This is a genomic window from Saccharopolyspora sp. ID03-671 (assembly GCF_045278815.1).
GTDB lineage: Bacteria > Actinomycetota > Actinomycetes > Mycobacteriales > Pseudonocardiaceae > Saccharopolyspora > Saccharopolyspora ipomoeae.
In genome coordinates this window covers 1,544,506-1,565,953 of the sequence record NZ_CP134054.1, presented here as the reverse complement: position 1 = coordinate 1,565,953, position 21,448 = coordinate 1,544,506, and the positions used below count along the sequence as shown (strand labels likewise).

Below are 21,448 nucleotides of genomic sequence, written 5' to 3'. Positions count from 1 at the left end.
TCATGCCTCCTTGAGGGTCGCCAGACCCTGCGCGACGAGCGGAGCCACCAGGCCGCCGACGTGCTCGAAGCCCTCGCCGACGGTCTGGTTCTGGATGAAGCGGAAGTGGATGCCTTCGAGGATCACCGCGATCTTGAAGTAGCCGAAGGCCAGGTACCAGTTCAGATCGGACAGGTCGAGCGGGCTGCGCTCGGCGTAGCGCGCGAAGAGCTGCTCGGCGCTGGGGAACCCGTACTCCGGGCCGACGCCCTTGGCGATCGGGTTGTTGTTCAGGCCGCTGAAGCCCTCCCAGTACACGGCCAGCAGGCCGAGGTCGGTGAGCGGGTCGCCGATGGTGGCCATCTCCCAGTCTAGGACGGCCTTGATCTGCTGGTCGTCGCCGACGATGACGTTGTCCAGCCGGTAGTCGCCGTGCACGATGCCCACGGGTCCGCCGGACGGGACCGAGGCGGCCAGCTGCTGCGAGAGGGCGTCGATGCCCTCGACCTCGCGGCTGTGCGAGGCCTTGAGCTGCTTGGTCCAGCGCCGCACCTGGCGCTCCAGGAAGCCCTCCGGGCGGCCGAACTCGGCCAGCCCGACCGAGGCCGGGTCGATGGCGTGCAGGTCGGCCAGCACGTCCATGAGCTGGTAGGACAGCTCCTGGCGCTGCTGCTCGGTGAGCGCCTCGCTCTGCTCGGGCGAGCGGTAGACGGCGCCGGGCACGTACTCCATGACGTAGAACGGGGCGCCGAGGACCTCGTCGTCCTGGCACAGCAGCTCGACCTTCGGCACGGGCACGGCGGTGCCGGCCAGGGCGGAGAGCATCCGGTGCTCGCGGCCCATGTCGTGGGCGGTGGCCAGCACGTGCCCGAGCGGCGGGCGGCGCACGACCCACTGCCGGGTGCCGTCGCCGACGATGTAGGTCAGGTTCGAGCGGCCGCCCTGCACCAGCTCACCGGTGAGCTCGCCGGTGACCAGACCGGGCATCTCGACGTCGAGGTAGGCCCGCAGCCGGTGCAGGTCGAGTCCGGGCAGCTCGTCGGGCGCTGGTGCGTTCACCTGATCTCCTCTTGCGGTACGGATCCGGCGGGCAGCAGCTCCGCCAGCCGGGTTCGGGTGTCGGCCGGGCCGGTGTGCAGCACGGCGTGCATGCCCAGTTCGCGGGCGGCGTCGACGTTGGGCGCGCCGTCGTCGACGAAGGCGGTCTGCTCGGCGTCGAGGCCGAGCGCGTCCAGGCTCATCCGGTAGATGCGCGGGTCGGGTTTGCGCAGGCCGACCTCGCCGGAGAGGACGGTGGAGTCGAACAACCCGGCCAGCTGCTCCCACGGGTAGGCGTCGATGTCCCCCCAGCTGTTGGACAGCAGTGCGGTGCGGATCCCGCGTTCCCGCAGGTCCCGCACCAGCGTCAGCATGGCCGGTTCCGGCCGCATCCGCCCGAAGAGCCGTCCGAGCAGGTCGCCGGGGGCCACGGGCTGGTCGTCGAGGGTGCGCAGGCGGGCGGCCATCGCCTCGTTGAAGCCGTCGGCGTCGAGCTCACCGGTTTCGAGCCGGTGCACGGGCGTGCCCGCGGGCGCGTTGCGCGACAGCCACTCCTTGAGGGTCGCGGAGAACAGCTCCGGTCGGATTCGCTCCTCGGTCAGCCAGGCGTTGATCGAGTCGCGGGTGGGTGTGGTGAGCACACCTCCGTAGTCGAAGACGACCGCGCGCACGGTCGGGTTGACGGCACTGGAACCCATGAACTGGACCGTACCGACTAGACGGTATGTCGCGCTAGCCCCAGTTCGGGACTCCGGTCGGTGTCAAGATGCCCGGGTGATGTCGGGGTCGCCCGATCGGCCGCCGGGTGCTCACACCGCGTGCCCCCGCGTCCGGTTCGCCCGGATCGGTCGCGTGGACGAGGGGCGGTGGTGCTCGTCGGGACGGCGGTTGCGCGGCCCCGTTCGGCCGAGCGCGGTGACGGTGAGTCAAAGGTGGTAACTCCGGCAAAAACGTCGTCGTTGACCGGGCTTTTAACCCGTCGGTAGGTTTCGAATCCGCCGCGCGGCCAGCACTTTTCGAAGTCCCCCGATCGTGCAGGAGAGGCCAATGAAGTCCGTCCTCAGTGGAAAGCGGGCCGCCATCGCGGCCGCCTTCGCCGCCGGTGCGGCGCTCGCCGTGGTCCCGCAGGCCGCGGCCGCGCCCTTCGACGTCAACTTCGACTGCTCCGGTGACTCACCGCTCGGCGCGCAGCAGTTCAGCCTGCAGCAGAGCACCGACGTCACCGCGCCCGAGACCGTCGCCCCCGGAGCCGCGTTCGACGTCGTCGTCGACCCGGCCGTCAACACCATCCCGGGCGAGGTCAACGGCAACACCGTCAAGGAGGTCGGCGGCTTCGACCTGAAGATCCCGATCCCGGCCAACTCCACCTACGTCTCGGCCGACCTGGCGGGCGGCTCCGGCCTGGGCAACACCCCGCCGACCATCAACGTCGAGAACGGCGTGGCCACCCTGCACCTCGACGGCCCGATCGCCGGGGGCGGCGAGTTCGAGCTCCCCACCATCACCGTGCACCTCACCGCCGGTGAGTCCGGCACGATCGAGACCAAGCTGGCGGGCAGCAGCTACGAGGACCCGGGCTTGACCTTCACCGCCGTGGTGTCCTCGGTGGTCGGCGACGTCGACGTCCCGTCGGCGTGCTTCCCCAACCCGAACCCGACCCTGACCACGACCACCATCGGCTGACCCGGGGAGCGGCGGGGGCGACGTCCCCGCCGCTCACCTGCGGGTGATCAGGTGCGCGACGACGCCCGCGACCAGGCCCCAGAAGACCGAGGCGATGCCGAAGGCCGTGATGCCGGAGGCGGTGACCAGGAACGCGATCAGCGCGGCGGTCCGGCCCTCGGCCTCGGAGGTGGCCTTGGCCAGCGAGCCGCCGATGGTGTCGAGCAGGCCGATCCCGGCCAGCGCGGCGATCAGCGCGCCAGGGAACGCGGCGATCAGGCTCGCCAGCGTCGCCCCGAACACCGCGATGAGCAGGTACAGCGCACCCGAGGTGATCGCGGCCTTGTAGCGCTGCGCCGGGTCCTCGTGGGCCTCCTCGCCCATCGCCAGGGCGGCGGTGATCGCCGCGAGGTTGATCCCGAAGCAGCCCAGCGGGGCCAGCAGCGCGTTCGCCAACCCGGTCCAGGACAGCACCGGGGAGATCGGCGTGGTGTAGCCGTGGGCCCGCAGCGTGACGACGCCGGGCAGGTTCTGCGAGGTCATGGTGATCACGAACAGCGGGATCGCGATGCCCACCACCGAGTGCACCGAGAACTCCGGCCACGTCCACACCGGTGTCGCCAGAGCCAAGTCGACGTCCCCGGCCCGCAGGGTCCCGGCCAGCGCCGTGCCGGCCACGCCGAGCACCAGCGCGACCAGCACCGCGTAGCGCGGCACGAACCGCTTGGCCAGCAGGTACCCGGCCAGCATCGCCGCGACCAGCGCGAACTGCTCGCGCATCGTGGTGAACAGGTCGAGGCCGAAACGCAGCAGCACCCCGCCGAGCAGCGCGGCGGCGATCGCGGGCGGGATGAGGTTCACCGCCCGCTCGAACAGCCCGGTCGCGCCCACCAGCAGCGCCAGCACCGCGGCCAGCAGGAACGCGCCGACGGCCTCCGGCATCGACAGCCCGTGGCCGCTGGCGGCCAGCAGCGCCGCGCCCGGTGTCGACCAGGCCAGCACGATCGGCGCGCGGGTGCGCAGCGACAGCGCGATCGAGACGACGCCGATCCCGATGCCCAGCGCGAAGATCCACGACGAGATCTCGGCGGGCGAGGCTCCCAGCGTCCGCGCGGCTTCGAAGACGATGGCCGCCGAGCTCACCACGCCCACGAGCGTCGTGATGAACCCGGAGACCAGAGTGGAGGCAGGCACGGCTCGCACCCGCTGATCTGACTGCACGACCCCGTCCGTTCTCTCGGCGAACGACCACGATCGCATCGCGACCGCCCGCTGCGGGGCGAACTGTGGCCAGGAAGACGAAAACCCCTCCGGGACGGGGGACCGGAGGGGTTCTCATCACCGAACCCCGGACGCGTTCGGGGCGGTCCGGGGATTCGCGGGCGGGTGTCCTCGATGGGGGAGGGCACCCGCCCGTCACGGGGTCGGCTCAGGCGTTGTCCTGCTTGAGCATGTCCGAGCACTTCTCGCCGATGGCCATGGTGGTGATGTTGGGGTTGACCGCCACCAGGAACGGCATCACCGAGGCGTCGGCGACGCGCAGGCCCTGCACGCCCTTGACCCGCAGCCGCGGGTCCAGCGGCTTCGAGTCGTCGTCGACGGCGCCCATCTTCACCGAACCCGCCGGGTGGTAGACGGTGTTGTGGGTGCGCTTGATGTAGTCGGCGATCTCGTCGTCGGTCTGCACGTCCTTGCCCGGGAAGAGCTCCTCGCCGGCCCACTCCTGCATCGCCGACTGCGCGACGATCTTGCGGGCCAGCTTGATGCCCTCGGTCATGACGCGCATGTCGTGGCCGTCCGGGTCGGTGAAGTACTTCGGGTCCACCTTGGCCTTGTCCCGGAAGTCCTTGCTGCGCAACCGGACCGTGCCGGTCGAGCGGGCGCGGGTGACGTTCGGGGTCAGGCAGAAGGAGTTCTCCGAGGTCGGGTAACCCTGCCGCACGGTGTGCATGTCGAAGGGCACCGAACCGTAGTGGAACATCAGGTCGGGCCGGTCCAGCCCCTCCTCGGTCCGGGTGAAGATGCCGATCTCCCACCACTGGGTGGAGTCCTCCACCATCGGCTTCTTGGCCTCCCAGCTGATCACGCCCTCGGGGTGGTCCTCCAGGGTGGAGCCGACGCCGGGGGAGTCGACCAGCACGTCGATGCCGAACTCGCGCAGGTGCTCGGCCGGGCCGATGCCGGAGAGCATCAGCAGCTTCGGCGTGTCGATCGCACCGGTGGAGAGCACGACCTCCTTGCGCGCGGTGATCGTCTTGGAGTGGATCAGGTCGTCGCTGAGGTACTCCACACCGGTGGCGCGGGTGCCGTCGAAGGTGACCTTCTTGGCCCAGGCGTTGGTGCGGATCTCCAGGTTCGGCCGGTCCATGATCGGGTGCAGGTAGGACACCGACGACGAGGAGCGGGTGCCGTCCTGCTTGGCGTTGATCTGGAACCAGTTGGCGCCGTGGGTGACCGTCTTGCCCGAGTTGAACTCGGTGGTCGGGATGCCCTGCTGCTCGCAGGCCTCCAGCAGCGCCGCGCCGGTCGGGTCCTTCGGCGGGACCGAGCGGATGGTCACCGGGCCGGAGCGGCCGTGGTGCTCACCCGGTCCGTCGTTGGTCTCCAGCCGCTTGTACAGCGGGAACACGTCCTTCGAGCCCCAGCCGGGCAGGCCCATCGACTCCCACTCGTCGAGGTCCTCGGCCGGAGCCCAGAACGCGATGCAGGAGTTGTGCGAGGAGCAGCCGCCGAGCACCCGGGCGCGGGCGTGGCGCATGAAGGAGTTGCCGTTCTCCTGCGGCTCGATGAGGTAGTCCCAGTCGTAGCCGGACTCCAGCAGCGCCATCCACTTCTTGAGCTCGAGGACGTTGCTGTCGCCGACGTCGGACGGGCCGGCTTCGAGCAGGCACACGGTGGTGTCGGGGTCCTCCGACAGCCGGGCCGCGACCGCCGCACCGGCGCTGCCGCCGCCCACCACGACGTAGTCGAACTGATCGGTCATGGTCATTCCTTTCAGAACTCAGACGAGGGACGTGTTCTCGTCGCCCGCGGTGTCCTTTTCGGACGCCGCGTGGTCGGCGAGCACACCCACCTTGTGCCGCTGGACGAACCAGTAGTAGGCGAAACCGCCCACGGCCGCGATGCCGACGAACAGCACAGAGCTGTACTGCAGGTACCAGTGGTACGGCGGTTCTGCGTTGTAGACGTCCTTGCGGGGCCACGCGAGGTTGATCGACATGCCCAGACCCCACAGCACGGCCAGGACGTTGACGGGCAGGCCGAACTTGCCGAGGCTGAACCGGCCCTCCTCCTTGACCGGCTTCCACTTCCCGCGCAGGCGCGCGACCAGCATCGGGACGGTCACCAGCAGGTAGGAGATGTAGATGAGGATGATCGCCAGCGAGGTGATGGCGGTGAAGATCTGCGGCTGACCGATGTTGACCAGCAGCAGCACGACGGCCACCACGCCGATGAACACCGCGGGGGCGACCGGGGTCTGGAAGCGCGGGCTCACCCGGGCCAGCAGCTTGCCCGCGGGCAGCGCGTTGTCGCGGGCCATGGCGAACATGATGCGGATCGCGGCTGTGTGCACGGCCAGCACGCAGACGGTGATCGCCACGAAGATCGCCAGCAGGAACAGCCGGCCGACGAACGGGCCGAGCGCGTCGCTGAGCACGAACTGCAGACCGGACTCGGCGAGCTCCGGGGCGCTGAAGTCGCGGGTGGCCATCATGCCGAACAGCAGGATCAGGCCGCCCAGGACGAACGAGGCGATCAGCGCGCGCAGGATGGCGCGCGGGGCGTTCTTGTGCGGGTCGATCGACTCCTCGCCGAGGGACGCGGCGGTGTCGAAGCCGTACATGACGTAGGACGAGGCGATCCCGGCGACGAGGAAGGCGCTCAGGTAGCTGCCGCCGTAGGCCGCTTCGGTGCCGTTGGTGTCGAGGATGACCGTCGGCGGGTTCACCACGACCAGCGCCAGCGCGATGATCAGCAGCACCGCGGCCGCGAGCTCGATGAACACGCCGGTGGAGTTGATCTGCGCCATCAGCTTGACGCCGTAGGCGTTGACCAGCGTGGTGAACAGGATCAGCACCAGTGCCAGCAGCACCGCGTTGACCGCGGAGTCGGTGGCGTCGGAGCCGTCACCGACGAGCTGGAAACCGGACCAGATCTGCGGCAGCGTGTTCTGGTAGGCCAGCGCCGTGGCCGAGATCGACACGATCGAGGCCAGCAGCATCATCCAGCCCGCCAACCAGCCGACGTGCGGGCCGCCCAGCTTCTTGGCCCAGTTGTAGATGGAACCGGCGATCGGGTACCGCGATGCCAGCTCGGCGAAACTCAACGCCACCAGCAACTGCCCGAGGAACACGATCGGCCAGGACCACACGTAGGCGGGCCCGCCGAAGCCGATGCCGAAGTACGAGAGTTGGAAGGCGCCGGTGAGCACCGAGATGTAGCTGATGCCCGCGGCGAAGGTGTGGAAGCTGCCGAGGCTTCTCTTCAACTTGTTGGTGTAGCCGAACTCGTTGAGCCCGGCGTCGTGATTGGTGGTGGGCGCGCTCATGCCCCGAACTCCTTCCCCGGCCGACCCCTCCCGCCGGGAGGCAGGAGCGACGACGCGGGTTGGTTGTTTGCTAGCGCGAAATCCCTCTTCCCACAATGCTTTTGCGGGCGGTGCGGCGGAACGCTGTCCGCCGCACCGAACACAGGATTCCTTTCCTTACTTCGCGGAGAACCAGTTCTGCGGACCGGGCCGCAGGTTCTGGTACACGTGCTTGGCCTCCTGGTACTCGCCGAGACCGGCGCGGCCCAGTTCGCGTCCGATGCCGGACTGCTTGAAGCCGCCCCACTCGGCCTGCGGGAGGTACGGGTGGAAGTCGTTGATCCAGACGGTGCCGTGCCGCAGCCGGTTGGCCACCCGCTGCGCCTTGGCCGGGTCGCCGGTGAACACCGCACCGGCAAGGCCGTAGTGCGTGTCGTTGGCGATGCGGATCGCGTCGTCCTCGTCGGTGAAGCGCTCGACGGTCAGCACCGGGCCGAAGGATTCCTCGGTCACCGCGTAACTCCCCTGCTTCACCTCGTCGAGAACCGTGGGCAGGTAGTAGTGCCCGTTGGCGTAGCGCTCGCCCTCGGGCCGCTTGCCGCCGGTGCGCAGGACAGCGCCCTCGGAGACCGCCTTCTTGACGTAGTCGTCGACCTTCTGCAGGTGCGCGGCCGAGATCAGCGGGCCGGTCTCGGCGTCGTCGTCGAACGGGCCGCCGATGCGGATCTGCTCGGCGCGGCGGACGATCTCGTCGACCAGCGCGTCGTGCAGCTCGTCCTGCACGATCAGCCGGGCGCCCGCGGAGCAGACCTGGCCGGAGTGCAGGAAGATCGCGGTCAGCGCGAAGTCCACTGCGGTGTCGAAGTCGGCGTCGGCGAAGACCACGTTGGGGTTCTTGCCGCCGAGTTCGAGCGCGACCTTCTTGACGGTGGGCGCGGCCATCGCCGAGATCTTGCGGCCGGTGTGCAGGCCGCCGGTGAACGAGATCAGGTCCACGTCGGGGTGCTCGGCCAGCACCGAGCCGACCTCGGAACCGCTGCCCAGCACCAGGTTTCCGACGCCGGCGGGCAGACCGGCCTCCTCCAGCGCGCGCATCAGCAGGATCGCGGTGGCGGGGGTGAGCTCGCTGGGCTTGAGGATGAAGGTGTCGCCGGCGGCGATGGCGGGCGCGACCTTCCAGGCCACCTGCAGCAGCGGGAAGTTCCAGGGGGTGATCATCCCGCAGACGCCGACCGGCTCGTACTGCACGCGGCTGATGGCGTCCGGCGTGCCGGTGTCGACGAGGCTGCCCGCGTCGGTGCCGGCGATCTTGCCGAAGTACCGGAAGCAGGCGGCGATGTCGTCCATGTCGTACTCGCTCTCCACCAGGCGCTTGCCGGTGTCGAGCGATTCGGCGCGGGCGAACTCGTCCTTGTCGCGCACCAGGATGTCGGCGACGCGCAGCAGCAGGTCGCCGCGGTCCCAGGCGGAGCCGGTGGACCAGGTGCCCTCGTCGAAGGCGCGGCGCGCGGCGGCGACGGCCTGCTCGGCGTCCGCTCGACCGCCCTCGGAGACGGTGGCGACCAGCTGCCCGTCAGCGGGGCAGTGGATCTGCCGGGTGCGGCCGTCGGCGGCCGGGACCCACTTGCCGTCGATGTAGCACGTGGCTGCCGAATTGTCTGCTTGCGGCATGGCTCTTCCCCGTAAAGTCGCTTGTGTGTCCGCGTCCTCGTCCGCGCGTGGAACACGCACCGCCCCGGGCGGCGAGTTCACAATGCGGCGGACGCCGATTCGTCGCCACGCGAATCCGCACCGGGTGATGATGCGGAGCAATTCGCCGAATGGTGCCGTCCTCGGCACGCACCGGTCTCGAATTCACCTCCTGGTGTTCCATTCGGTGGCTTTCGGGCGCGTTTTCTCCCATTCCGCGCGACGCAATTCTTTCCCGCCTCGCGGAGCCTTTGGCTGCGCTGCCGGGAGAGGACACTAACACCATTGATGTACATCTGTACATCATCTGCTGGCCGATGACGTTCGACCTCGTGGAAAAATGCGTTCTGAACTGGCCAAACGTCTGGTCGGTGACGTGGACCGCATCGGTATCGACCGCGACGTGGCAAGCTGGATCTCCGGATGGGCCGAACGCCCCAGGTCCTTCCTCCGGCCCCGCCACCCGGATGCCGATGACGTTCACGCGCCGTGACAGGGGAGGAACACCGAGCGCATGTCGACCACGCAGCCCGCGCCGCCCGCTCGCCGCAAGGACCCCGACCGCCGCGAGCGCATCGCGCGCGCCGCGATCGAGGTCGTCGCCGAACGCGGCGTCGAGAAGCTCACGCACCGCAGCGTCGCGGCTGCCGCGGGGGTCCCGCTCGGTTCCACCACCTACTACTTCGCGACCCTCGACGACCTGCTCGCCAGCGCCCTGCGGCAGGCCGCCGAGGACGACGTCGAGAACATGCGCAGGTGGGCCGACGGGCTCGAACCCGGCTGCGACCTGGCCGAAGCGCTCACCGACCTGGTGCTGCACTACCTCGGGGAAGCCCGCGCGCAGACCGCCGTCGAGCACCAGCTCTACATCGCCGCGCTGCACAAGCCGGCCTTGCGCCAGGTGAGCCAGGAGTGGGACACCTGGCTGGCCGAGCTGTTCGCCTCCTACACCGACGAGACCACCGGCCGGGCCCTGTCGGTGCTGTTCTGCGGTTGGCAGCTGCAGGGGATCGTCCGGGAATCGGTGCCGAGCCGAGATGAAATCGAGACTACTTTTCGGCGGATGCTGCAACCGGGCGCGAAAACCTGATTCCAACAGGCATTTCAGGGCGGGTGTCCGGATGGTCAACATCGGATGTCCGTTGCATTGCACCGGAATCGGGGCAGTTGATCTCAATGGCCTCGGCGAGGAAGATGGACCCATAGCGATCCGTGGCATCGGTGTTCGGTGATGTCGTCGAAGTTGTCGGTTTCGGCCCGGCGGGCGCATCAGCGGAGGAATCACCGGTGGCGCACGGACTTGCCGCGTCGGGGCGTGGCTCGCTCCCAGCACAATTGATCAACTCAGGTGGGGTGAGACCGTGGGGCACATCGAAGACCGCGAACTGGTACCGCTGAAGGCCGATTTCGACACCGTCTGGTACGGATACCGGCGTTCGCAGGTGAAGTTCTACATCCAGCAGACCGAGGCCGAGCTGCGGCTGGTCACCGAGGACCGGGACTCGGCGTTAAGCCAGGTCAACGAGCTGTCCGCGCAGCTCGACCAAGCGCGGGCGCAGGTCGAGGAGCTCAAGCGCGAGCTCGACGCGCAGGCGCAGGAACCCATCTCGATGGACGCGCTGTCCGACCGCATGCGCCGCATGGTCCGGCTCGCGCAGGACGAGGCGCAGGAGATCGTGGCCAGCGCCCAGGCGGCCTCGGAGCACGAGTGGGCGCGGTCCGAGCAGGCCGCCGCCGAGCTGCGCAACCGCTACGAGAAGCTCGTCGCCGAGGCCGATGAATGGCGTCGCCAGTCCGAGGAGCAGCGCAACGACATGATCGCGCGCACCCGCTCCGAGGTGCAGGAGATGGCCAAGCAGGCCGAGCAGCAGCGCAGGCAGCTCGACGCCGAGGCCGAAGAGCGCCGTGTCCAGGTGGAGCACGACTTCGAGACGTCCATGGCCGCCCGCCGCGAGGAGGCCATGCGCATCCTGGCCGAGCGCGAGCAGGCCAGCCGCGAGGAGGCCCAGCGCCGCGTCCGCGAGGCCACGGCCGAGGGCGAGCGCCGGATCGTGCGGGCCGACGAGTACTCGGCGACGATGCTCAAGACCCGGCAGCAGCTGGCCGAGCAGGTGCGCACCGCGCAGCAGATCCTGGGCAACGCCGAACCGTTCCTGGTGGCCACCGAGACCGGTTCGGACACCGAGGCTTCGGACGCCTACGTGACCGGAACCGTCCACAGTGGAGAAACCGACGTGGACGTCCCGAAGCAGCGCGACGAGGAGCCGCTGCCGCAGGAGGCCGACGCCACCGTCTGAGGTGACCGCGTCACCCGGGGTGCGCAACCGCGCGCACCCCGGGTGAGCGACGGGCCGCCCGCCCGGCACCCGGTGGGCGGCCCCTTGCTGCGCGCGGGGGACGTGTCGAGAACACGCCGCGCGCTTCCCGGTGCTCCGCCCGGCTGGCTATGTTGCTCCGATCGTCGTGCTCACGGGAGGTCGGATGAACTGGCGCGGATGGGGGATCATCGCCGCGGCCTGCGCGTTGACGCTGGTCGGGATGCCCGCGGAGGCGGCCCCTCCGGATGAGCTCGCGCAGCGGCTGGAGCGGGTGCCGGGCCTGACGGTGGTGGCCGAACGGCCCACCGAACCGGGATTCCGGTTGTTCGACCTCACCTTCGCCCAGCCGGCCGATCACCGGCACCCCGAGGCCGGGACGTTCCAGCAGCGGCTCACGTTGCTGCACCGCGACACCTCCCGCCCGACCGTGCTCCACACGACCGGCTACGGGCTGCCCACCAGCACCTACCGCACCGAACCGACGCAGCTGGTCGACGGCAACCAGATCGCGCTGGAGCACCGCTTCTTCACCCCGTCGCGGCCGGAACCCGCCGACTGGAACGATCTCGACATCTGGCAGGCCGCCACCGACGAGCACGAGGTGATCTCGGCGCTGCGCGGGATCTTCGATCGGCAGTGGATCACCACCGGTGCGAGCAAGGGCGGCATGACGGCGGTCTACCACCGCCACTTCTACCCGGACGACGTGGACGGAACCGTTGCGTACGTCGCACCGAACGATGTGGACAACGCTCACGACGCCTACGACGGGTTCCTCTCATCGGTCGGTACCGATCCAGCGTGTCGCGAGGCGCTGACGGCCGTGCAGCGGGAGGCGCTGATCCGCCGGCCGGAGATGATCGCGAAGTTCCAGGCCTTCGCCGACGAGCAGCGGATGACCTTCGACCGGATCATCGGCGACATCGACCGCGGCCTGGAGCTGGTCGTGCTCGACGCGCCGTGGAGCTTCTGGCAATACCGCGGCCAGCAGGACTGCGGGCAGGTCCCGGCGCCGACCGCGAGCACCGACGAGATCTACCGCTTCCTGGACGAGACGGTCGAGTTCGCCTTCTACACCGACCAGGGCGTGGAGCCCTACGCTCCGTACTACTACCAGGCCGGAACGCAGCTGGGTTGGCCCGACGTCTCCGACGAGCCGCTGGCCGACCTGCTGCACCACCGGGAGCTGAGCCAACCGCGCAACCTGGTGCCGCGCGAGATCCCGATGGAGTTCGAGCCGGGAGTCATGGGCGAGGTCGACGACTGGGTCCGCAGCCGCGGCTCGGAGCTGATGTTCGTCAACGGCCAGAACGACCCGTGGAGCGCCGAACCGTTCGAGCCGAGCCCGCTGGACTCGCACTCGTACCTGGTGCCGGGCGCCAACCACGGCGCCGACATCGCGGGACTGCCCGCCGACCGGCGGGCGGAGGCCGAGGCGACGGTGCGCCGCTGGGCCGGGGTGGAGGCTCCGGAGCTGCGCAGCACGTCCCTGGACCAGCGGCGGGTGGAGCGTCATCCGCTCTGACGCGACCCGCTCTCGGCGAACGTCCGGTCGTAGAGGCCGATCAGGAAGTCGTGGGCGGGCCGCTCGACCACCTCGGTCAGCGCCCAGCCCACCACGGTGCCGGTGACCAGCACCGCCAGGGTCTGCAGCAGCGGCGGCACGCCGCTGACGTCGAGGTAGTGCAGCAGGACGTAGCCGATGGTCTGGTGGGACAGGAACACGCCGTAGGAGATCCCGGCGAACCAGGTCGCCGCGCGCGCCGCCGCGGGCGGCAGCGGCCAGTCCGGGCCGCAGGCCACCAGCGTCAGCACCAGCAGCCCGACCCAGACGGCGATGGTCGAACCCCAGTCGCAGTCCAGCGCGCCGTCGGGGAGCCGGATGTAGTTGTGCACGGCCTGGGCGCCCATGCAGGCCGCGAGCAGCAGCGCGAAGTGGCCGCGCCCGAGGCGGCCGGTGGAGACCATCCAGATCGCGACCCCGGCGACGAACAGGTGCCAGCGGTGCGCGCCGAAGCCGTCCACCAGCATCCGGTAGGTCTCGGGCACCCCGGAGATGCGCAGGTGCCACTGGGCGAGCGGGAGCAGTACAGCTGTCCACATCACCCAGACGATCTTGTTGCCGTGGCCCCACTTGGTGGCGAACAGCAGCGCGGCGAAGGTGAACCCCATCAGCTGCAGCGGGACCGTCCAATGTGAACCGTCCAGGAAGGCGTACTCCAGCGGCTTCCAGTTCCACAGCATGAGCAGGTGGTGCACCAGGTCGGCGCCGCTGGGCTCGATCCACGCGGGTGGTCGCAGGAACCGCAGGACCAGCCAGATCAGCACCACGGCGCCGACGAACGGCGGTACCAGCCGGGCCATCCGCTTCCACCAGTACCGGCGCAGGCTGCCGCGCCCGATGGTGGCCGCCGCGAAGTACGCCGAGATCACCAGCAGCAGGCTCGCGCCCACCTGGTACGGGAAGGTCAGCACGCGCGGTGAGAGCTCGGGGTGAGTCACCCGGCTCATGTGGGTCGCGTGGTAGAGCATCACCAGCACCACGCACGCCGTGCGCACCACGTCCCAGCTGACCTTCCGGGTGCTGCGCCGCGTTGGCGCCGCGGTGGTGAGTTCCTGCACGCTCGCTACCTCGAAGGTCGGTTTCGTCCGAAAGAAACCCCTGGTAGAGGTGGGTTTCGAGCGGACAGTCTAGCTTCTTGGGCTGTTCGGGCGACCCGGGGTGCGAGCCAGCACCGCGAAGCTCAGCGGTTCGGTGACGCGCAGGTCCTCGGAGGTGCCGTCGGGTCTCCAGTCGGAGGCGGGCACCGCGCCCGGGTCGACCGCTTCGAGGCCTGCGAGGGACGACATCAGGCTCGCCCGGTCCCGGAGCACCGGGGGTGGGCAACCGGGCAGCGCGGCGAGCAGGTCGCGCGCCTGCTGCGGCGCGAACTCGTCGGTGAGGTGGGACAACGCCACTAACGACCCGGGCGCCAGCGCGTCGGTGTAGCCGCGGATGACCTCGGCGGGGTGGTGGTGCTCCCCGAACAGGTGGGCCACGCCGAACAGCAGCACCGCCACCGGACGATCGAGGTCCAGCAGCCGCCGGGTCGGTTCGGCGGCCAGCACCGCGTTCGGATCGCGCACGTCGGCGTGCACCATCGCGGCGTTGCCGCTGCCGCTCAGCAGGAGTTCTCCCTGGGTGGCGGCGAGGTGCTCGTTGTCGACGCAGACCACGGGGGAGTCGGGGGCGATCTCGTGCGGGCCGCCCGCGGTGGGGATGCCGGAGCCGAGGTCGAGGAACTGGTCGACGCCGTGGTCGAGGCAGGTGCGGATCATCCGCCGCAGGCAGTCGCGGTTGGCCAGCGCGTCGAGCCGGGCCGAGGGGGCGGCGGCGAGGATGCGGCGGGCCAGCGCCCGATCGGCGGCGAAGTTGCTGCCGCCGCCGAGCAGGTAGTCGTGGACGCGCGCGTCGCTCGGGCGGTCCAGGTCGAGCGTCCTGGTGATCATCGGTCAGCCGCCAAGGTGTCCGCGGGTAACTTCACTGCTGCGTAGCGTAGTGATCGCACCTCGTACTGATCAGGTGAAAAATCCGCAGCGCAGTGACGCAGCGTCACCTCTCTGGAGTAGTGCGCAAGATCTGCGAACGGCCCTCGTTCCGTTCCGCGAGTGGGCGAAAAATGCGTTTCCGGTTCTGTGAAAAACCGAAAGAACTACTGCCGGAACTGGCCGAGTGGTGTCCGGATTGAAGATCGAATAAGGCGTTGGTTGGCACATTGAGGCGAGTGTCACCCAAAAGAGAGTCATCGGCTGTATGCTCTCCGTTACTATCTGCTTCGCGTACCCGCGCGCCCAAGCGAGCCCCCACCCCGCATCCGGCGATGAGGAACCGTTGATGTCGACCGACAACCCCGTGCCCCGAGGAGAGTTCCCTTACCGGTATCCGGTGGTCGTCGCGTTCCTGCTCACCCTGGGGCTGTCCGGCGCGCTGCTCGGCTGGGCGCTGTTCCAGGGCCCGCTCGAAACCCCCATCGCCGCCGTGGGCGCGCTGCTCGTGCTCGCCCTGTCGGCGGCCGTCGGCGGAGTCGTGCGCGGCGTCCAGATGACCCGCCACTACCGGCTCGCGGCCACCAGGATGAACAGCGACCTCGTGCGGCTGGCCGACGAGGCGCTGCCCACCCTCGCCCGCGACCTGCGCTCCGGAGCCGGGGCCGAAGAAGCGGCCAAGGAGCTCAACCAGAGCTTCGGCATCCCCCACCGCCGCGTCATCAAGGCGCTGTCGAAGGAGCTGGCCGCCGGTGAGAAGCTGCGCGCCGCAGCCCTGTCCACCTGCTCCAACGCCGCCGGCCGGGTGCAAGCGCTGGCCACCGGCATGCTCGCCGACCTGCGCGAGATGGAGGGCAGGCACGAGTCCGAGGACGTGCTCGCCGACCTGCTCAAGCTCGACCACAGCACCGCCCAGGCCGGGCGGCTGGCCGACAGCATCGCGGTGCTCACCGGCGCGCGCAGCGGACGCCGCTGGAGCAAGCCGATCGTGATGGAGAGCGTGCTGCGCGGCGCGATGGGCCGGATCAGCGCCTACCAGCGGATCCGGTTGCACTCCACCAGCACCGTCGCCGTCGTCGGCTACGCGGCCGAGGGCGTGATGCACGCGCTCGCCGAGATCATGGACAACGCCACCAAGTTCTCCCCGCCCACCGAAGAGGTGCACGTCTACGTCGAAGAGGTGCACAGCGGCGTGGTCGTCACCGTCGAGGACAGCGGTCTGGCGATGAGCGAGGCCGCGCTCACCCGCGCGCAGCAGGCGGTCTCGGACACCCCGCTGGACCTCGCCGAGCTCGCCGGCAGCAGGCTGGGCCTGGCCGTGGTCGGCTGCCTGGCGCGCAAGCACGAGCTGTCGGTGTCCTTCCGCGGCTCGGCGCGCGGCGGGACCGGCGTGGTCGTGATGATCCCGCAGAAGCTGATCACCCAGCCGCGCGCCGAACCCGAAGTCCCCGCCGAGGAACCCGTCGAGCACACCCTCGACCCCCACGCCGAAACCCCCTCGGAGACCACCGATCCCGGCGAGCTCCCCAAGCGACGCCGGGGGAGCACCCTGACCGCAGTGCGCAAGGCCCCGGCCCCCAGGCGGGCCGAGGGCGAGCGGCCGGACGCGGGAGCGCGCTTCGGCGCGTTCTCCCGCGCCCGCCGCGATGAATCGTCCACATCGGACGAGGACACCCGATGAATCCCCCGACAGCCCCGATTGGAGGTGTGGGACCGCGGGTCACCCCGCCCGCCGTCCCGCAGCCGCGATGACCATCGACACCCACGAGCTCGACTGGATGCTGGAGAACCTGCTGCAGAACACCCCCGGCAGCAGACACGCGCTGGTGCTGTCCAAGGACGGTCTCAAGCTCTGCCACACAGCGGGTCTCGGGCCCGATCAGGCGGACCAGCTCTCGGCGATCGCGTCCGGGATCCAGAGCCTGTCCTACGGCGCGTCGGTCGAGTTCGGCGACGGCAGCGGGGGAGTGCGGCAGTCGATGACCGAGTTCTACGGCGGCGTGCTGTGCATCGTCGAGGCCGGGTTCGGCGCCCACCTCGCGGTGCTGGCCTCCGACGAGGCCGACGTGGGCATCATCGGCCACAACATGAACGAGCTCGTCGAGCAGATCGGCGAGCACCTGCGGAGTCCGAACCGGGTCGAGGTCTCATGACGCGGCGGCTGCTCGACGACGATAACCCGGACCGGCTCTACATCGTCACGGGCGGCCGCACCCGTCCCGCCGACGACGCGTTCGACCCGGTGACCCTCGTGGTCACCGAGGGGGAGCCGACCCCGGGCATGCAGTCCGAGCACGCCGCCATCCTGCGACTGGCGCGCTCGCCGATCTCGGTGGTCGAACTCGCCGCCGAGCTCCGGCTGCCGGTGAGCGTCGTGCGCATCCTGCTCGGTGATCTCCAAGCGCTGGGCAAGATCACCGCGCGGCACCCCTCCGCCCGGCGCGACCCGTCGGACATCCCGACGCCGGACTTCCTGGAGCAGGTGCTAGTTGGACTTCGCAACATCTGACCGCGTCCCGCTGCGCGCCACCGCCGCGGACGGGCTCAAGATCGTCGTCATCGGCGGTTTCGCGGTCGGCAAGACCACCCTCGTGCGCTCGGTCAGCGAGATCCGGCCGCTGGAGACCGAGGAGACCATGACCGTCGCCAGCGTCGGCGTGGACTCCACCGCGGGCGTCGGCGCCAAGAGCACGACCACCGTGGCCTTCGACTTCGGGCGCATCACGCTCAACGAGCGGATGGTGCTGTACCTGTTCGGCGCGCCCGGCCAGGAGCGGTTCTGGTTCATCTGGGACCAGCTGTTCAGCGGCTGCCTCGGCGCGGTCGTGCTGGTGGACTCCCGGCGCATCGCCGATTGCTGGTACGCCATCGACCGCCTGGAGGAGCGCGGGACGCCGTTCGTGGTGGCGCGCAACAACTTCGGCGTCCCCAAGCACAGCCTGGAGCAGGTGCGCGACTCGCTGGACCTGCCCGGGGACGTGCCGATGCTCGACTGCGACGCCCGCGACCGCGAGTCCAGCAAGCGGGTGCTGGTGCGACTGGTGGAGCACCTGCGCGAGATGTCGCTGGCCCGGAGGCCGTGATGGACCCGGGAGTGAGCGCGACCCCGTTCTTCGGCGAGCGGTTCCACCGCGACCCGGCCGCGGTGTACCGGCGGCTGCGGCGCGAGCACGGCCCGGTCGCCCCGGTGCAGCTGGAGGGCGGCGTCCCGGCGTGGTCGGTCCTCGGCTACCGCGAAGTGCACTACGTGGTGGGCAATCCCGAGCTGTTCAGCCGCGACCCGCGCCGCTGGAACCAGTGGCACCGCGTCCCGGAGGACTGGTCGCTGCGCGCCTACGTCGAACCCCGCCCCTCGGCGCTGCTGGCCGACGTCGCCGAGCACCGGACGAGGGGTGTGGCGGTGCACGAAGCGCTGGCCGCCGTGGACCGGTTCGAGCTGGCCTCCTCGGTGGAGCGGATCTGCGACCGGCTCATCGACCGGTTCGCCGGACGCGGTTTCGCCGATCTGGTCGTGGAGTACACCCACCAGATCCCGCTGCTGGCGATGGCCGAGATCTACGGCCTGCCCGACGACGACGCCCCGATGCTCACCCACGACGTGGCCCTGTCCGGGCAGGAGGGGGAGGAGGCGGTGCGCGCGCACGAGCGCACCGTGGCCCGGATGCTGCGGCTGGTACGCGAGCGCCGCGCCGACCCGTCCGACGACCTGGTCTCGCACCTGGTGCTGCACCCGGTCGGGCTCTCCGAGGACGAGATCGCCGCGGACCTGTTCATCGCGCTCGGCAAGGCGCATCTGACCACATCGGACTGGATGGGCAACGCGCTGCGGCTGATGCTCACCGAGGCGCGCTTCGCCATCGACCTCGCGGGCGGGCGCAGCAGCGTCGGCCACGCGCTCAACGAGGTGCTCTGGGAGGACACGCCCACCCAGAACCACGTGGGCCGCTGGGCGACCCGGGACATCCAGCTCGGCGGCAAGTCCGTCCGTCGGGGCGATCTGCTGGTCCTGGGCCTGGCTGCTGCCAACGCCGACCCGCAGATCCGCCCGCACGGCCACGAGGGCGCGCTCGGCAACCACGCCCACCTCTCGTTCAGCCACGGCGAGCACGGCTGCCCGCACGCCGCTCAGGAGATCGCCCGCACCATCACCACCACCGGCATCGAGGTCCTCCTCGACCGCCTCCCCGACACCGCCCTGGGAGTTCACCCCGACGACCTCACCTGGCGCCCCTCGGTCCTCATGCGAGGTCTGACGTCGTTGCCGGTGACGTTCTCCCCGCACTAGGCGCCCGCGCGGTGACGCGATTTCAACGGAAGTCGGACACCCGATTTCAATGGAAATCGGGTCCCTGAGTTCCATTGAAATCGCGTCACCCCGAGTCAGAGCCAGCGGTAGCGGCGTTCCGGGCGGCCGGTTCCTCCGTAGCGCAAGTGGACTTCCGCGCGGCCCGATTCGACGAAGTGCTCCAGGTACTTCCGGGCGCTGACCCGCGAGAGTTCCGTCGACTCGGCGCATTCGGCGGCCGAGAGGTCGCCGCCGTCGGCGGAGCGGGCGCGGAGGATGTCCTCGACGATGCGGGAGGTCTCCGGCGACAGGCCCTTCGGGGGCGTGACGGCGCGGGCGCGGGTGCCGAAGAGGCGGTCGACGTCCTGCTGCGCGGTGGCGGCGTCGCCGGGCATGTCCGCCAACGCGCGGTGCACCGAGCGGAAGCTCTCCAGGCGCTCCCGCAGCGCCTCGTAGCTGAACGGCTTGATCAGGTAGTGCAGCGCGCCGCCGTGGATCGCGCCCCGCACGGTCTCCAGGTCGCGGGCGGCGGTGATCACGATGACGTCCGGGTCCGCCGACGGTCGGCCGCGCAGCTGCCGCAGCACCGACAGGCCGTCGAGGTCGGGCAGGTAGATGTCGAGCAGCACCAGGTCCGGCCGCAGCTCGTCGACGGCCACCACCGCGTCGGCCCCGGTGTGCGCGGTGCCGACGACCTCGAAGCCCTCGACCCGCGAGACGTAGCCGCTGTGGACCTTGGCGACCATGAAGTCGTCGTCGACCACCAGCACTCTGATCATGCCGCCTCCAGGGGGAGTCGCGCGGTGAACACCGCGCCGTCGGCGTTGTGCACCTCCACCGATCCGCCGCGGCGGCGGCAGATCTGGCGCGTCAGCGCCAGGCCCAGCCCGCGCTCGCCGCCGCGCGCCGCCTTGGTGGTGAACCCGTGCCGGAACACCTCCTCGACGATCTCCGGCGCCACACCGGGACCGGAATCCCGCACCACGACGGTGATCTCGTCGGCGTGGTGCAGCTCGACCTCGATCCACGCGTCCCGAGTGGACTCCAGCGCGTCGAGCGCGTTGTCGACGAGGTTGCCGAGCACGGTGACGACGTCGGCGGAGAGCTCCTCGTCGATCTCGCCGAGGGACCCGTCCTCGCCGAGCCGCAGCCCCACGCCGCGCTCGGCGGCCAGGCTCGACTTGGCGATGAGCAGCGCCGCCGTGGCCGGGTCGTGCACGCGGGCGGTGACCTCGGCGTGCCAGCGCTCGCTGTGGTGGCTGATGCGCTGCACGTAGTGCTGCAGCTCCTCGTACTCGCCGAGCTCCACCAGCCCGGAGATGGTGTGCAGCCGGTTGGAGAACTCGTGGGCCTGCGCCCGCAGCGTGTCGGTGGTGTCGCGGTGCACCGCCAGCTCGCGCTGCAGGTCGACCAGCTCGGTGCGGTCGCGCATGGTCACCACCGCACCGACCGCCGAGATCGGCATCCGGTTGAGCACCACGACCCGGCCCCGGCGCAGCACGATCTGGTCCACCCCGTCGGAGCGCCCGGTGAGCACGTCGCGCGCCCGGTCGCCGAGGTCGAGCGAGTCGATGTGGCGGCCGAGGCTGTCGGCGGGCAGCGCGAGCAGCTGCAGCGCCTGGTCGTTGACCAGCGTGATCCGGTTCTGCTCGTCGACGCCGACGACGCCCTCGCGCACCCCGTGCAGCAGCGCCTCGCGGTGCTCGACGAGCCGGGTGATCTCCTGCGGTTCCAGCCCGAGCGTCTGGCGCTTGACCCGGCGCGCCAGCAGCACCGACCCGGCGATGCCGAGGAACGCGGCGAAGGCCAGCAGCGCCAGCGGGTTCTCCGGCGCGTTGCGCAGGCCCTGCAGCAGGTCGGGGGTGTTGCGACCGGCGGAGACGACGCCGACGATCCGCGCGTCGTTGGAGATCACCGGCACGTGCGCCACGAGCGTGCCGGTGCCGTCGGCCTCGACCTCGCCGACCCACGCCGCACCGCGCAGCACGGTCGACTCGCCCAGCGGGAGCGGCTGGCCGCGCTGCCCGGGATCGGGCGAGGTGAGCACGCGCCCGCCCGCGTCGGCGATGATCACCTGGTCGGCGCCGGAGAGGCTTCGCGCGCTCTCGGCGAGGATCGGCAGCGCGTCCCGCCGGTAGGGGTCCTGCAGGCTGGCCCGGACCATCTCGGTGGCGGCGAGGTCCTCGGCGACCGAGAGCATCTTGCGGCCCTCGCTGGCCCGGAACGCCGCGTCGCTCTGCGACACCGAGTACACCGCGACGGTGCCCAGCAGCACGAGGATGATCAGCAGCTGCCAGCTCAGCAGCTGCCGCGACAAGCTCCCCTGCACACGCAGCACCGCGCACCTCCTCGCGGGAACGTTAACCCGCGCCCGCCGAGAACGGGCAAAGACCCTGGTCACACGCCGCCGAAGGACGATTCGGG

Annotated in this window: 20 protein-coding genes; 10 read left to right on the top strand and 10 right to left on the bottom strand. The window is 70.2% G+C overall.

Going from position 1 to position 21,448, the window contains the following annotated elements; genetic code table 11:
- The gene (locus tag REH65_RS07340; protein ID WP_406693110.1) at positions 1-966 is read right to left on the bottom strand and encodes a phosphotransferase family protein; all 966 of its coding nucleotides are present in this window, start codon (positions 964-966) and stop codon (positions 1-3) included.
- A gap of 68 nt (positions 967-1,034) precedes the next feature.
- A complete protein-coding gene (locus tag REH65_RS07335; protein WP_406691819.1) occupies positions 1,035-1,715 on the bottom strand; it encodes an HAD family hydrolase in 681 nt (226 codons plus the stop codon).
- A gap of 349 nt (positions 1,716-2,064) precedes the next feature.
- Here REH65_RS07335 and REH65_RS07330 point away from each other — a divergent pair, with 349 nt between their 5' ends.
- Complete coding sequence (locus tag REH65_RS07330) at positions 2,065-2,700, top strand: cyclase (RefSeq protein WP_406691818.1); 636 nt, start codon at positions 2,065-2,067, stop codon at positions 2,698-2,700.
- 33 nt (positions 2,701-2,733) lie between these two features.
- On the opposite strand, the gene REH65_RS07325 is transcribed toward REH65_RS07330, so the two are convergent.
- From REH65_RS07325 to REH65_RS07310, 4 genes are all read right to left on the bottom strand, one after another.
- Positions 2,734-3,873, bottom strand: coding sequence for a benzoate/H(+) symporter BenE family transporter (locus tag REH65_RS07325; protein ID WP_406691817.1), 1,140 nt, complete (start codon positions 3,871-3,873; stop codon positions 2,734-2,736).
- A gap of 235 nt (positions 3,874-4,108) precedes the next feature.
- A complete protein-coding gene (locus REH65_RS07320; RefSeq protein WP_406691816.1) occupies positions 4,109-5,662 on the bottom strand; it encodes a GMC family oxidoreductase in 1,554 nt (517 codons plus the stop codon).
- An 18-nt stretch (positions 5,663-5,680) separates the two neighbouring features.
- A complete protein-coding gene (locus REH65_RS07315) occupies positions 5,681-7,228 on the bottom strand; it encodes an APC family permease (protein WP_406691815.1) in 1,548 nt (515 codons plus the stop codon).
- 156 nt (positions 7,229-7,384) lie between these two features.
- The gene (locus REH65_RS07310) at positions 7,385-8,878 is read right to left on the bottom strand and encodes an aldehyde dehydrogenase family protein (RefSeq protein ID WP_406691814.1); all 1,494 of its coding nucleotides are present in this window, start codon (positions 8,876-8,878) and stop codon (positions 7,385-7,387) included.
- A 358-nt stretch (positions 8,879-9,236) separates the two neighbouring features.
- On the opposite strand from REH65_RS07310, the gene REH65_RS07305 reads away from it, so the two are divergent.
- The 4 genes from REH65_RS07305 (at position 9,237) to REH65_RS07290 (ending at position 12,739) form a co-directional block, all read left to right on the top strand.
- Complete coding sequence (locus REH65_RS07305; RefSeq protein ID WP_406691813.1) at positions 9,237-9,389, top strand: hypothetical protein; 153 nt, start codon at positions 9,237-9,239, stop codon at positions 9,387-9,389.
- Between the two features lie 21 nt (positions 9,390-9,410).
- Entirely contained in the window at positions 9,411-9,986 is a 576-nt protein-coding gene (locus tag REH65_RS07300) for a TetR/AcrR family transcriptional regulator (protein WP_281456093.1), read from the top strand.
- Positions 9,987-10,257: 271 nt separating this feature from the next.
- Positions 10,258-11,193, top strand: coding sequence for a cellulose-binding protein (locus REH65_RS07295; protein WP_406691812.1), 936 nt, complete (start codon positions 10,258-10,260; stop codon positions 11,191-11,193).
- Between the two features lie 184 nt (positions 11,194-11,377).
- The gene (locus REH65_RS07290; protein ID WP_406691811.1) at positions 11,378-12,739 is read left to right on the top strand and encodes a S28 family serine protease; all 1,362 of its coding nucleotides are present in this window, start codon (positions 11,378-11,380) and stop codon (positions 12,737-12,739) included.
- Here REH65_RS07290 and REH65_RS07285 read toward each other — a convergent pair.
- Positions 12,727-13,836 (bottom strand): acyltransferase, encoded by a 1,110-nt coding sequence (locus REH65_RS07285; RefSeq protein WP_406691810.1) that lies wholly within the window; start codon positions 13,834-13,836, stop codon positions 12,727-12,729. The two genes, REH65_RS07290 and REH65_RS07285, sit on opposite strands and share 13 nt — an antisense overlap.
- 69 nt (positions 13,837-13,905) lie before the next feature.
- A complete protein-coding gene (locus tag REH65_RS07280; protein WP_406691809.1) occupies positions 13,906-14,703 on the bottom strand; it encodes an SAM-dependent methyltransferase in 798 nt (265 codons plus the stop codon).
- Positions 14,704-15,088: 385 nt separating this feature from the next.
- Here REH65_RS07280 and REH65_RS07275 point away from each other — a divergent pair, with 385 nt between their 5' ends.
- The 5 genes from REH65_RS07275 to REH65_RS07255 all read left to right on the top strand — a co-directional run bounded on the left by REH65_RS07275 (position 15,089) and on the right by REH65_RS07255 (position 19,024).
- Positions 15,089-16,420: an ATP-binding protein gene (locus REH65_RS07275; protein ID WP_406691808.1), complete on the top strand. Its 1,332-nt coding sequence runs from the start codon at positions 15,089-15,091 to the stop codon at positions 16,418-16,420.
- Positions 16,421-16,487: 67 nt separating this feature from the next.
- On the top strand, positions 16,488-16,892 hold the full coding sequence (locus tag REH65_RS07270; RefSeq protein WP_281456087.1) for a roadblock/LC7 domain-containing protein: 405 nt from the start codon (positions 16,488-16,490) through the stop codon (positions 16,890-16,892).
- Entirely contained in the window at positions 16,889-17,248 is a 360-nt protein-coding gene (locus tag REH65_RS07265; protein ID WP_406691807.1) for a DUF742 domain-containing protein, read from the top strand. The genes REH65_RS07270 and REH65_RS07265 overlap by 4 nt, the downstream gene beginning before the upstream one ends.
- Positions 17,229-17,822 carry an ATP/GTP-binding protein gene (locus REH65_RS07260; protein ID WP_281456085.1) on the top strand — a complete coding sequence of 198 codons (594 nt, stop codon included), beginning with the start codon at positions 17,229-17,231 and terminating at the stop codon, positions 17,820-17,822. Before REH65_RS07265 ends, REH65_RS07260 begins: the two co-directional genes overlap by 20 nt.
- A complete protein-coding gene (locus tag REH65_RS07255) occupies positions 17,822-19,024 on the top strand; it encodes a cytochrome P450 (RefSeq protein WP_406691806.1) in 1,203 nt (400 codons plus the stop codon). Before REH65_RS07260 ends, REH65_RS07255 begins: the two co-directional genes overlap by 1 nt.
- A 95-nt stretch (positions 19,025-19,119) precedes the next feature.
- Here the strand turns inward: REH65_RS07255 and REH65_RS07250 are convergent, their stop codons facing one another.
- The gene (locus REH65_RS07250) at positions 19,120-19,803 is read right to left on the bottom strand and encodes a response regulator (protein ID WP_406691805.1); all 684 of its coding nucleotides are present in this window, start codon (positions 19,801-19,803) and stop codon (positions 19,120-19,122) included.
- Positions 19,800-21,362 carry an ATP-binding protein gene (locus REH65_RS07245; protein WP_406691804.1) on the bottom strand — a complete coding sequence of 521 codons (1,563 nt, stop codon included), beginning with the start codon at positions 21,360-21,362 and terminating at the stop codon, positions 19,800-19,802. The genes REH65_RS07250 and REH65_RS07245 overlap by 4 nt, the downstream gene beginning before the upstream one ends.
- Between the last annotated feature and the right edge of the window lie 86 nt (positions 21,363-21,448).